The organism is Phaeodactylibacter xiamenensis (assembly GCF_000759025.1).
GTDB classification, from domain to species: Bacteria; Bacteroidota; Bacteroidia; order Chitinophagales; family Saprospiraceae; genus Phaeodactylibacter; species Phaeodactylibacter xiamenensis.
In genome coordinates this window covers 322,689-335,804 of sequence record NZ_JPOS01000018.1, presented here as the reverse complement: position 1 = coordinate 335,804, position 13,116 = coordinate 322,689, and the positions used below count along the sequence as shown (strand labels likewise).

Below are 13,116 nucleotides of genomic sequence, written 5' to 3'. Positions count from 1 at the left end.
GTAAAAAGCAAGTGTACCTGAAAAGCAGGCGGGCTAAAATAGCCTCAGCCTGGCACAATTACCAGACTGAGGCTACTAGTTTAGTCCGTTTTCAGGGTTTTGAAATATTCTTCAACGATAAATTTGTAGTACGGCTTGAGGGAAGGGTTGACCGTTTTATACAAGTCGATTTCAGCTTCCCGCTTTTTGATGTACTCCTCGAGCGAAGGGGGCACTTCCCGTTCCTGCTGACTAGCCTGCTCTGCTTTACGTTTCTCCTCGTATTCGCGTTCGCGCTCGGCTTTCTCATGCTCAAGCAGGCGGGTAAGGATATCCTGCTGCCGGGTCATCATTTCATTGGACAGCCGCTTATTGACCAGGTCTTCTTCAATTTTGTCCATTTGATCCATGATGTTCTCAAGCTCGCGGCTTCCTTGGCCCTGCTCCTTCAGTTTTTGCTGTTTTTCTTTCAGGGCTTTGCGAAGGGCGGCCTGCCGGGCGGCCATCTTAGCAAACTCTTTGGCACCGGGGCCACCCTTGCCCTTGCCCTCCTCCATCTGTTTTTTCATCTGCTGCATCATATCGTTTAGCGACTGCTGCCCCTGACTGATTTTATCCTTAGGCTTACCGCCCGGACCGCTTCCGCCCGGATTGTCGCACATCTGATTGCCCGCCATCTGACCGGCCATTTGCTGCTGCATCTGATTCATGACCTCGCTGAGCATGAGAGCCAAATCATTCAGGTTTTTCATACTGCGCTGCTGATGATTGGCAGCCTGTGGCTTATGGCGCTCTTCCAGCTCGTCGAGGCTTTCCTTGAGGTTGCTCTTGATAGCTGTTACCTTCTCTGTTACGAAGGATTCGATTTGGAACACGCGCTTACTCAGTGCCTGAAGGCTGTCCTCCACCAGGCGGAAATCATCCTCCAGCTTAAATTGTTCCTGCACCAGCTCTACATAGCGTGGCGTATTGATTTCTGCCGCCTCAAACTGATCGATGAGGTCTTCCTGCTCAAAGGACAGGCCTACGATATTCTCTAATAACTGACGTAGGGCATCCATGTCCTCCTCCATCTGCTGCATCTGCTGCGACTGCATTTCCATCTGCATGGAGTTGGCCATGTTCTTCATCTTCTCAGAGGCTTTCTTCTGAGACTCCGATGCCTTTTTATTTTGTTTTTGCTCCAGGCTTTCCTGGCTTTGCTCCATATCCTGCTTGACGTCATCCATCTCCTGCTCCCGGTCTTCCATTTCCTGGGGAGACTCCATTTCTTCGTTTTTCTGCTGAATGTTCTCCATTTTTTCCTGGAGCTTCTCGAAGTCTTTATTGAGTTCTTCCTGCTTTTGCTTCAGCTCTTCCTGTTTGGCTTCCTGCTCTTCAGGAGATTGTTCAGCTTTTTCTTCTTCTGCCTGCTCCGTTTCCTCGCTGAGCTTTTCCTGTTCTTCCGCCATTTTGTTGAGCTCGTCAATGGCCTCGTTCATTTCCTGTTCCAGCTCCATTTGCTTGAACAGCTCCAGCATCCGGTCGAGCTCCATTTCCATTTCCTCGTCTGACATTTCCATGTCTTCCATCATTTCCAGCGCTTCGTCCTTGTTGAGTTCCTGCATCAACTCCTCAAGCTGCTTCATGAGCTCTTTCATTTCCTCGCTCATGACATCTTCCATCATTTCCTGCAGCTTCTCCTGCTTTTCGAGGATTTTTTCATCCTGCTCGCTGTACTCTTCCTGGTTTTTGCGGTTTTCTTCGAAAGCTTTTTTCGCTTCTTCTATTTTATTTTCCAGATCTTTCTGGCGTTCCAGCAGTTTTTCCAACTCTTTGCGCTGCTGCCAGTCCAGTTCTTTTTCCTGCAGGAGTTTCTCCCGCATTTTACGCATTTCGTCCTGTATCTTTTTGGATTCCTCCAATGCCTTTTTCAGCTCGTCCTTGATCTTATTGTCGTTCTGCTCCGCCATCTCCTTGTACTCCTCAACGGTGGGCGTAGCGTAGACCATAAGGTTAGTCCGTGCGGTTTTACTGCCATTAACCCCATCATTATCAGCCACTTCAAAGTAGTAGGTAACTTCATCGCCCGGCTTGAGTCCAAGGGTATTGATATCGAAAACATGATCGTACTGAATCTGCTTACCAGCCGGCTTGTCCAGCACAACGGTTTGCAGTTCCCCCTGCTCTCCTTTCGCAGGCTTAATGCGATAGTTGAACGTCAGGCTGCGCAACCCGTAGTCGTCCGAAGCTTCACCAACGAAGAAAAGCACCTTTTGCTGCGTGCTGTCGATAAACTTTTTGGCAGAGATATTGGGATGAAGGTCCGGCACCACTGAAATGGTGTAGGAAATGGAATCTGCGTTGGGAAGCGCTTTGTTCGAGACGTAGAGCTTGTAGCTTTGATCTTCCATCACCCGTTTTTGGTAGGTGAAAAGGTCATCAGAAAAGCGCTTGGCTTCCACCCGGTCATCAGAACCGGTGAACTTAAGGTCGATTGCATCGGTATGTTCGGCATTGAAAACCCAGTCGATATTGGTGCCCTGCGGAACGACAAGATCGCCGATGCTTGACAGCTTTTCATCTTTGCGCTGTGTGTAAGCCGGGAAGTCAAGTTCCACGTCAAAGCCCAGCACATTGGGCTTGCGGAGTACATTCAATTCGTAAGGCTTAGACTCCACGCCGCTGGAGAACAGCTTAAATTTTGTACTCTTCTGTACATTACTGAAGCGGTAAGAGAAAGTATTTGGAGACTCTTTCACCAGCCGGTACTGCACATTGTCCACATCGATAAAGACCTCATTCGGCAGTTGCTCCCCATCGATTTTTACCGTCAGCGGATAATCCTCGAACTGTACGACTGAAGGGGCTTCTTCCTCCAGGATAAAACTAAAGGGAGCAGGCTTTTCGAACTCCTCATTGTTCTTAATCAAGCGGGTAGTACTATCGGTAATGAGGTTGGCATTGACGAAAAGGATGATAAGCAGCAAGGCAAGCGGAGGCAAAGCGTAACGAAGGTACTTGCGGTTTTTCCGCAGGTCGATAGCTTTTTTGAAAGGGACCGGTTTGATCTCTTCCGACTTTTGGTTCACACTCGCCATGATGAGCTCACGGCTACTGCCTGCTTCTGCCTGTGAACGGAGCTGCAGCACATTGAGCAGCTTATCCTGCACGTTGCCAAAGTGCTGGCCAATGATCTGAGCGGCCTGCTCATGTGAAATCACCTGTCCAAGCCGGAAATAACGGGCCAGCGGCAAAGCCACCCAAAAGCCCACGGCCAGTGCGCTCGCTCCGATAAAGGAGAAGAACATCAGCTTGCGCACACCAGAACTGAAATAATAATAGTATTCCAGGACACTAATGGTCAGGAACAGGAACAAGATCAGCCCCACGCTATACAGCGCGCCCCTGATCAGTTGATTGATATAGTACTTGCGGATAAACTGGTCCAGCTTTTCAATGAGCAGCTGATAATTGTCTTGCGTTGCCATGTTGCTTTTTTCCTCAAAAATCTAATCGTGAACAGACCCACTAATAACGAGCCAAGACCTTAAAAGATTGACAAACAGCCTGCTTTAACAGACTTTTACTTGTCAGAAGGTTGCTTTTAAGCAAAAATACGCTGGTCTTAAGGGGATAATGATGCGTGCTAGTGAATACCAAGGGCCCCGGTGCGCCGGAGCCCTTGGCAGATGAGGGTAAAATAAGCTGCTTTTGTGGAAAAGTCAAGAGATAAAAAAAGCTTACGGCTTTATATCTGATAACATCTGATTGTAGAAAGAAATCAGCTGCGGGTTTTTCTCACTGGCTTTTATGGTTTTGAGCCTTTCCAGCAGGGTTTCAGCGTAGGCCTGTTGTTCTTTTTGTTCTGCCTGTTCAAAGGCTTTGCGCATTTCATTCAGCCCGCGGGTAGCCCCGAATTTAATCCATGGGGAAATGCTTTCACCGAGCGCGAGGGTATTCAGGTGGCCCGCAACAGTCTTCGATGTTTCCAGGTCACTGTTGACAGCCAGTTCCACGCAGGCATCCACAAAATAGATGGCAGAAAACCCACTGACTTCGGTCAGGTTCTTTTTGAAGAACGGCAGGTATTTGGCATCGCCGGTACTGGCGTACAATTCCCCAACCGCCAGGAGGATATCGCTGGAGGAGTGCTGCTCCAGGTCGTCGGCAATTTCCAGGGCCGCCTCCGGATCGAGCACCGTAAGGTACTGAAGTGCAGCTCCAATCACGCTGTAGGCGGAGTCTTGCTGAATAGCTTGCTGGGCAAAGCTGACGGCGCTTGCATCTTCCAGTTCAGCCAGCATAGAGAAAGCCATGGCACGGACCTCAGAATGGGGGTCTTCACTGCCCATTTGCGAAAGCATAGCACCTGCATTAGCAGCAGTCTCTGGCGAAAGGTTTTGCATGGCGGCTACCCGGATAGCCCAAAACGGGTCTTCCAGTGCAGCGGTCATGACTTGCTGTGCCTCCGGGCTCTGCTCGCCACGCAGTTCAAGCACGGCCTCATAGCGGTCCAGGAACAGCGGGGCATTTTTATACTGGAACAGGTATTGTGCTGAAGATTTGTTGTCCTGCATCTCTGCCAGCAGCACCCGGTCTGCATCAAACTGCATCAAAGCGGGCGCTTCTTCCAGCTCGAAGGTGAACGTCTGAGTGCGTTCGTTCACCATAACTTCGTGCCTTACCTTTTCACCATTGGCTTTGTAGATATCGATGGCAGCAGGCAATTGGAAAATAGCGGGCATGATTTCCGGATTCTGTATCTGTTCTACCGTTACGTTTGCTTGCCCGGTTGCTTCGTTGAAGTCGTAAGTAACAGACAGGTCCGGGTGCCCCTGCTCAAAGTACCATTGGTTGAAGAACCAGTTGAGGTCTTCGCCGGTCACTTCCTCGAAAGCCAGCCGAAGGTTATGGGCTTCCACCGCAGTGTAAGCATTCTCAGTCAGGTAAAGATTGAGGGCAGCAAAAAAGGCATCATCGCCCACGTAGTTGCGCAGCATGTGCAGTACAGCACCACCTTTATTATAGCTATGGGCATCAAACATGTCTTCCTTATCTTCGTACCCAAAATGAATCAGCGGGTGGAGGTTACCCCGGGCGGAGCTCAGATAACCTGACCATTCGCCCAACAAATGGTGATCGGCATAGTCCCGGCCGTACTTGTGCTCAAACCAGAGGTACTCGCTGTAATTGGCAAACCCCTCGTTCATAGTCAGGTTAGACCAGCTCTCGGTGGTCACCAGGTCACCAAACCAGTGGTGGAACAGCTCGTGGGCAACAATCCGGTCATTGCCATCGTCGATGAGCTCCCGTTTGTGGCGCTGTACGAAGTCACCGAATATGACAGCAGTGGTGTTCTCCATAGCTCCGGAAACATAGTCGCGCACCACCACCTGTGCATACTTTTGCCAGGGGTACTTTACGCCTAATTTATCCGAAAAGAAGGAAAGCATTTCCTTAGTGTGGGCAAAAATGGCTTCAGCATCCGCCTCGTACTCCGGTTCAACGTAGTAGGTTACCGGCTTGCCTTCCCAGGTGTCTTCCACCACAGCAAACTCCCCAATGGCCAACATGAAAAGGTAGGGCGCGTGTGGCTGATCCATCACCCAGTGCCAGGTTTTCATGCCTGCTTCCTCCTCCACGCTTTCCAGTACGCCATTCGACAGCACCTCGTACCTGTCCTCTACGGTGACGTACATTTCCTGCGTGGTCCGCTCATTAGGCTTATCAATGGTTGGGAACCAGCGGGAATTGTGCTCGGTCTCCCCCTGTGTCCAGATTTGGGTAGGCTTGTCCGGGTCTTCATCCCGGGGGTCAATAAAGAACAGCCCTTTGTCGGAAGTGATGGCAGAACTGCCACCGGAAGCTGCCGGCGTAGCTACGTATTTGATCTCCAGTGTATAAGATTCACCTTTTTTATAGGTTTTCCCCAGATTAATTCTCACCTGACGACCGTCGTAGCCATATTCCAGGTTACGGTTACTGCCTTTCAACCGGATGTATTCGAATTCAAAGCCTTTGGCATCAAGGGTGACCTCATCAGAAGGGTAGAAATAGGGAGACAGCGTGAGTGTAGCTATGCCCAGGACCTGTTCTGCTTCCCAGTCAAACTGCAGATCGAGAATGGTATGCATCAAATCGTGCGTACGGGTATGGCTGGCCCGGTAGGTTGGCAGGGTGAAATTCTCCGGCTCCGGCTCACGGGATGCAGAGACGAACATAGTGTCCAACTGCCGGAATTCTGTTTCTATAATGGGTTCCCCGGCAGGCTGCACGGCTTTCTGCTGGCTGCCGCAGCTGCCTAACAGCACTAGCATGCTGCCAATAATTAAGGTTCTTAAGATAGACATGTATGGTTGTGTTTTACAATACAACAGATATACAGTGCTGACATACAGCATTGCATTCACTTCCCGTAAAGGTAAAGGAATCAGAAGTTAACAGAGCTTTAGTCCCCCTGTAACGCAAAAATTGGCAAGATAGTCTCCCCTCTTTAATTTAAACAGCCTGCTTCTAAGCGCTTTCTTTAGCAACTACTTCAGCCAGAAAGTCCTCCAGGTGCTTATTGAAAACCTCCGGGTGCTCCATCATGGGCGCGTGCCCGCATTCTTCAAGAAAGACCAGGCGGGAATTTTCGATCAGCTCGTGGAACTTCTCCCCTACGAAAGCCGGCGTAATATTATCCTGACGCCCCCAAACAAGAAGCGTAGGCGCTTCAATCTGATGGAGTTTATCCCCAAGATTATGGCGCACGGCTGACTTGGCAGTGGCGATCACACGAATGGCTTTATTGCGATCATTGACGATATCGAAAACCTCATCCACCAGTTCTTTTGTGGCTACTTCAGGGCGATAGAAGGTCGCTTCTGTTTTGGTTTTGATGAAGTCGTAATCACCCCGCTTGGGGAAGCTCGTCCCCATCGCACTTTCAAATAAGCCCGAGCTGCCGGTGAGAATGATTGAACTGATCTTATCCGGCTGAGCCAGCGCGTACAACAGTGAAATATGCCCACCCAGGGAATTTCCAAGCACGTTCACCTTTTCGTAAGCTTTGTAGTTTACGAAGTCCACTACATAATCGACGAGCCCGGTGACAGATACTTTCCGGATGGGAAGTTCAAAAATAGGGAGTATGGGCACGATGACGTTGTGCGTTTTCTTGAAATGCTCAATGATGCCCTCAAAGTTGCTTAGCGCGCCAAAAAGCCCGTGCAATAACAGAAGGTTTGGCCCCTCACCCTGGGTCTCAATGTATTTGAATTTACCTTCTTCCTTAATCCGGTGTTCCATTTAACTATTTCTGGTTAGACAGTAATATAGGCACAAAAATAGGTAATTACAGAAAAATAGTCGTTTTTTGAAGCCTGAGGTATGTCATGCCATAATACATACCAAAAGTAAGGGGCAATATTATTGCGGCTTTATCCCCAATAAGCAAACAAACTGCCCGGCATGACGTTCCACTTTTGAATTTATATGGCCAACCTGGTAATTTTCTAACCCCTTCAGCAATTATTCGAGCCCCTGTCACCAATCAAATCGTAGTATTTGTAAAATATTACAAGCTTTTTTTACCTTTGAGCCATGTAATTCGTCCATTGAGCGGGCAAACGTTAAAACCAATATAATTCACTAATCAAACCAAACGAACATGCGTCTGATAGTAAAATTACTGATCTTCACACTTGCCATTGGCGCGCTGCAGTCTTGCGTTTCTAAAAAGAAATATGACGAACTGGCAGCCGCTAAGGAAGCAACTGATCAAGCACTCGCTGAAACTCAGGCTAACCTGAAGACCCTCGAAGAGGAAAAAGCTGCACTTCAGGAAGAGTTTGAAGCTACAAAAGCAGAAATGGAAGGCAAGATTTCTGACATGGAAGGCAAAATGGCAAACATGGAAAGCCAGATGTCTCAGGTACAGGAGAAGCTGAACATGACTGAGAAAGAACTGAACGCCATCAAGGAAGAAATCAACGGTATCTTCGGTGCTTATGCGGACTCTGGCCTGAAAATGGAAGAGCGCGACGGCAACCTGTACGTTGTCACTTCTGAGGCAATCACCTACAACAGCGGTTCTACTGCACTGAGCGCTGATGAGCGTGGTGCTTTGGAAGAGCTTGCGATGACGCTGAAGAACAACCCTAAGCTGAAAATGATGGTAGTAGGCCACACTGACGACGAGAAGATGATCGAAGGTGCTGCTTACCGTGACAACTGGGACCTGAGCGTTGCTCGTGCCAGCCGCGTTGTACGCTACCTCATCAGCAAAGGTGCTAACCCTGATCAGCTGACTATTGCTGGTGCAGGTGAGTACGAGCCAGTAGGTGACAACGAAACAGCTGAGGGCCGTGCTGAAAACCGCCGCACTGTAATCCAGCCAAATGCTAAGCTGGGTGGCCTGATGAAAACGGGCAACTAATCCCGGACTTTCTAAAAGCCTTTAAGTAAAAAACGAAGCCGGTAGTGTCCTCTTGGATGCTACCGGCTTTGTTATTTTGCGCTCTTCCTTCCCTTTCTAATTTCTCATCACTATATCATTCCGCCTAAAGCTCACCAGGGCAGTGAAAATACCCAGCGCATTGGCCGTGCCCTCCAGGTTGGAAATCACCGGGCTGGGCTGCCCGAAAGGATTGCCATTTGCCGCCGCTGCTCCATCAACACTCTCCAGAAAAGTAGCGTAGTCTTCAGAAATATGGTACAGTGTGGTAATCAGGGTGTCTCCTGCCTTATAGTTAAACCCGGTGCCAAAAGCGATGGTACTGTCTTCCACCAGCCGGTCATCTGTAACAAAGTCCTGCTCCGGCAGGCTATCAAGCGAATTAAGCTGAAGCATGCGCCGGTAAAAATTGTCCGTATTCGGATTGTCCGTAAAGTAAGTCAGGGCACGGGCCAAAGTATCGGCGGGATTACCCGTTTCCGGAAATTCGATCACTACACTGTCTATTTCCACCTGCGGCAGCAAACGGGTTTCGGCCCTGATGGTCTCCCCATTTGGCAGCGTAATATTTAGCTCAAAAGGTAAATCACTTTCGGTAGGTACCAGGTCGTTAGAGCCTGCAGCGTAATTATAAATTTTCTGGGTTGTGGGGTCAAACAGCAGGGTGTTTTCCAACTGATAGGTCACCCCATCGTGAGTAATGCTCACTTCTGCGCTGTCCAGCAACAACTCTTCCAGTAAATTGTCCAGTGAAGGCAGTGGAGCAAAGTAGCCCGCACTTCGTGTGAGGAGCAAACGATAGCGTTCACCAGGTTCTACGTAGGCTTCAAGCACAGGGCGTACCTCGTAGTCGGGCAGGTTGATCTCGACTTCCTGCTCCAGGTTGCAGGCACTTAAGGCAAGCAGGCCCAGCATTAATTTAAGATGTAATTTATTCATAGCACTAAAGGTTGGTCAGGTGGTGGTTAAAATTGGAAATTCCAGGTCAGTGAAGGCAGGATCGGGAACAGGGAAACCTGATTAGCGGCAATCCGGGTCGGAATATTGATGCCACCAGTGTTGGATTCCTCGCCTTCAAACTCTGGTTCAAAGAAAATGAAAAAGGCATTGCGGCGGTCATATGCATTGACTACGCTAAGCGTGAGGTCACTCTCTCCCCATTTTGGGAAAAATTTGTATACCAGTCCCAGATCTAACCGGTGATAGGCTGGGAGCCGGAAATTATTCCGCTCCCGGTAATCAGGCACCACCGCCTCGAAGCCTGCCCCGGGTACATCCTGAAACGTAAACCGACCCGGAGGCAGCCACGTCAGGTCGCCCGAACCATAGACAAAGGTTGCTGAAGCCGTCCAGCGTTTGCTCAATTCATATAATGCGACCACGGAAATATCGTGGCGGCGGTCGTAAATCGGATTGAAGGGGCCAAAGCCTTCTGACTCCTGCGCAAAACGCCCGTTGGGATCAAGTGTCTCAAAATTCTGCAGGCGGGTTAGCGCAAGGGTGTAGCCAATCCAGCCGGTGAGCCGCCCTTCTTTCTTTTCTATGCTAAATTCCATACCGTAGGCACGCCCCTCTCCTACTGCAAATTCGTCCTCCAGCTCATCGTTGACAAAAATCTGCGCACCGTCCACAAACTGCAGTTGATTGTCCAGCCATTTGTAGTATAGCTCGAAGTTCAGAAAGTACTGACTGCCCAGCAGATAAGATGCGCCCGTTGCCACCTGATCAGAACGCTGCGGCTGTACGCGCTGAGTGGAAGGGTACCAGATATCAGTAGGCAGGGCTACCCCGGCATTTGCAATAAGATGCAGGTACTGATACATACGTGCGTAGCTCGACTTCAGCGCCCAGCGCTCTGAGAGTTTATAACGGGCTGCCACCCGGGGCTCCAGCCCCACATACGTTTTGCCATCATTATTAAATCCGGAAAACCGGAGCCCGGCATTGATACTCAAAGCTTCTGAAAGCTCCATCTCATCAGAAACATAGGCACCGAATTCCACCCCCTGAAACTCCTGCCCTGCCGAGAAGCTGACCACTCCGTCATCGCTTCCTGCCTGCAGGCGGCCTACGGTAAAGGTGTGGTGCGTCGCCATCGCGCCAAAGCGGATGGTGTGCTGATTATTGGCGGCATAAAAAAAATCCGTTTTAAGACTGGCATCGGCAATATTGGAGCCCAGCCCGAAGGAAAAGCCTGTAATTTGATTATTGATATTGTACTGGTAATCTGAATATGTGAAAGTGGTATTGGCAAACAATTTGGGATTGAAGACGTGATTCCAGCGCGCCGTGCCTGTAGCATTCCCCCAGTCAAAGTCGAAATTGAAAAAATCACTGCTGAAGCCAAAAACATCCCGCCCAAAGTAACCACTCAGAAAAAGGCGGTCTTTATCGCTCAGCTGGAAGTTGACTTTCGCATTCAGATCATAGAAGTAATAGTCCGGGATGGGCGAGAAGTCTTCGTTGTCCTCATTCGCACGGTTGACCTGCCGGGTCAGCAGATCCACATAAGTACGGCGTCCGGAAACGATGAAGCTGGATTTGTCTTTCTGGATTGGCCCCTCCAGGGTCAGGCGGGAGGAGATGAGCCCCAGCCCACCGGAACCGGCAAATTTCTGATTGTTGCCGTCCTTCAGCTTTACATCAATGACAGAAGAAAGGCGGCCACCGTATTCTGCCGGGAAGCCGCCCTTGTAGATTTTGAGGTCCTTGACTGCATCCGTATTGAAGGTGCTGAAAAAGCCGAAGAGGTGGTTGGCGTTGTACACCACCGCCTCATCCAGCACGATGAGGTTTTGGTCCTGTGCCCCACCCCGCACAAACAGCCCGGTACGCCCTTCGCTGCCCGAGGGGATACCCGGTTTCAGTTGGATCGTTTTCAGGATATCGCTCTCGCCCAGCAGCACCGGCACCAGCTTGGCTTCCCGTGTGGTGATCGCTTCCACGCTCATTTCTGTGGAGTTAATTTGCTCTTGGAAAGAATTGGCTTTGACTACCACTTCATCCAGTTGTACGCCCGTGGTCAGGTTAATATTAAAGGTGGTATCCTGCCGGGGCAGCAAGGTGAAAGCCTGAGACTGAAAGCCCACATAACTAAAAACAACTTTCAGGGTATCCCCCGTGGGTACAGAGAGGGAGTAGAAACCGTAAGCGTTGGAAGAAGTGCCGAGGCCAAGCTCCGGTACTGCAACGGTAGCGCCGATGAGGTCTTCCCCGTTCTCTCCATCCTTGATGGTGCCACTTATGGTGACATCCTGTGCCTGAAGAAAAAAAGCAAGCATTAGTCCCGAGAACAGGAGTAGCAATCGTATCATGGAAAAGCAATTGTATAGTTGAAGGTGCAAATGTACGAGAGCGCCAGCGATTGGCTTGATTTAATCAACCAATAGAGTTTTAAATCCGGCCACCGTATCGTTTTGCTCAACTAAGTAATCCGGTAATGGCTACCAATTGTTTTGAAGAATACGATAAATTTTGTGAAAGGTCCGACAGAGGTTAGTTTTCGTCCTCAGTCAGCACCTCATCTTCCCCTTCAATATCGGCTGGTTTTTGCAGGTCCCTCATGGCATTTTCGTGCAACTCCAGGTATTGTTTACGGTTGCGGGCAATATCTATAGCCTCATAGACAGCCTGCCGGAAAGAGGCAGGGTCGGCTTCATCTTTGCCTGCAAGGTCATAGGCCGTACCATGGTCCGGGGAAGTGCGGATATGGGTCAGCCCAGCGGTGTAGTTCACCCCATTGCCAAAGGAAAGCGCTTTGAATGGCGTCAGCCCCTGATCATGGTACATAGCCAGTATGCCATCAAATTTTGCATGGTGGCCGGCACCGAAAAAACCGTCTGCCGGGAATGGCCCAAGTACCATCATGCCTTTCTTTTTGAGCTCTACGATAGCCGGGCGGATGAACGCCTCTTCTTCTGAGCCAATCACGCCACCATCGCTTGCATGCGGGTTAAGCCCCAATACAGCAATGGTGGGCCGTTCTATGCCGAAGTCCACGCGGAGAGACTCTTCCATCACCTCGACTTTGCGTTTGACCACATTTTTATCGATGGCATCCGCCACATCCCGGAGCGGCAAGTGGTTGGTCGCTAAACCAATGCGGAGGCCATCGTTGACCATCAGCATGAGGTGCTCGCCCCGGTCGAGTTCCCGCGCCAGGTATTCGGTATGCCCCGGAAAGGGGAATTGTGCAAGCTTCATCGCTTCCTTATTGATCGGAGCGGTAACGAGTGCATCAATCTCCCCGGCTTTCAGTGCTTGAACGGCGGCTTCCAGAGAGCGGCCGGCGTACTGCCCGCCCAGCTCTGTGGCTTTGCCTAGGGTGATGTTGACATTTTCGTTCCAGCAGTTCACCACATTGAGCTTACCCTCCTGTGGGCGGTCGCCCGGGCGTAGGGCATGAAACTCAATATTACCTTCGATGATGTTCTTATGGTAGGAAACGACCTTGGATGATCCATACACCATTGGAGTGCATTGATTGAACATCTGCCCGTTGAGAAAAGTCTTCAGGATTACTTCCAGTCCGATGCCATTGATATCGCCTATGCTCAGGCCTATTTTAAGTTTGCTCATTCCTGCAGTTGTGATTTATCCGTGCTGTCTTCGCTCTTCCGCTTCATCGTCGTACCTTTAGGGCACAACAGCACAGCGGTGAGGGACTCACTGAGTAGTTTGACGGAAATAAATGATGCCATTTTCTTTTAGTATTCACT

At 49.9% G+C, this 13,116-nt stretch carries 8 protein-coding genes; 1 reads left to right on the top strand and 7 read right to left on the bottom strand.

Annotated elements, in window-relative coordinates:
• Positions 1-80: 80 nt before the first annotated feature.
• The 3 genes from IX84_RS08085 to IX84_RS08075 form a co-directional block, all read right to left on the bottom strand.
• The gene (locus IX84_RS08085) at positions 81-3,449 is read right to left on the bottom strand and encodes a DUF4175 family protein (RefSeq protein ID WP_044218476.1); all 3,369 of its coding nucleotides are present in this window, start codon (positions 3,447-3,449) and stop codon (positions 81-83) included.
• A 252-nt stretch (positions 3,450-3,701) separates the two neighbouring features.
• Positions 3,702-6,311: a M1 family aminopeptidase gene (locus IX84_RS08080; protein WP_044218473.1), complete on the bottom strand. Its 2,610-nt coding sequence runs from the start codon at positions 6,309-6,311 to the stop codon at positions 3,702-3,704.
• A gap of 163 nt (positions 6,312-6,474) precedes the next feature.
• Positions 6,475-7,251 (bottom strand): alpha/beta fold hydrolase, encoded by a 777-nt coding sequence (locus tag IX84_RS08075; protein WP_044218468.1) that lies wholly within the window; start codon positions 7,249-7,251, stop codon positions 6,475-6,477.
• Between the two features lie 361 nt (positions 7,252-7,612).
• Between IX84_RS08075 and IX84_RS08070 the strand changes: the two genes are divergently transcribed.
• Positions 7,613-8,380 (top strand): OmpA family protein, encoded by a 768-nt coding sequence (locus IX84_RS08070; RefSeq protein ID WP_044218465.1) that lies wholly within the window; start codon positions 7,613-7,615, stop codon positions 8,378-8,380.
• Positions 8,381-8,476: 96 nt separating this feature from the next.
• On the opposite strand, the gene IX84_RS08065 is transcribed toward IX84_RS08070, so the two are convergent.
• The 4 genes from IX84_RS08065 to IX84_RS34320 all read right to left on the bottom strand — a co-directional run bounded on the left by IX84_RS08065 (position 8,477) and on the right by IX84_RS34320 (position 13,098).
• Positions 8,477-9,337 carry a DUF4249 domain-containing protein gene (locus tag IX84_RS08065; RefSeq protein ID WP_081968663.1) on the bottom strand — a complete coding sequence of 287 codons (861 nt, stop codon included), beginning with the start codon at positions 9,335-9,337 and terminating at the stop codon, positions 8,477-8,479.
• Between the two features lie 26 nt (positions 9,338-9,363).
• Complete coding sequence (locus tag IX84_RS08060; RefSeq protein WP_044218459.1) at positions 9,364-11,712, bottom strand: TonB-dependent receptor; 2,349 nt, start codon at positions 11,710-11,712, stop codon at positions 9,364-9,366.
• A 181-nt stretch (positions 11,713-11,893) separates the two neighbouring features.
• Positions 11,894-12,976 carry a 4-hydroxythreonine-4-phosphate dehydrogenase PdxA gene (gene pdxA, locus IX84_RS08055; protein ID WP_044218457.1) on the bottom strand — a complete coding sequence of 361 codons (1,083 nt, stop codon included), beginning with the start codon at positions 12,974-12,976 and terminating at the stop codon, positions 11,894-11,896.
• Complete coding sequence (locus IX84_RS34320) at positions 12,973-13,098, bottom strand: hypothetical protein (protein WP_262501622.1); 126 nt, start codon at positions 13,096-13,098, stop codon at positions 12,973-12,975. The genes pdxA and IX84_RS34320 overlap by 4 nt, the downstream gene beginning before the upstream one ends.
• Positions 13,099-13,116 lie beyond the last annotated feature (18 nt).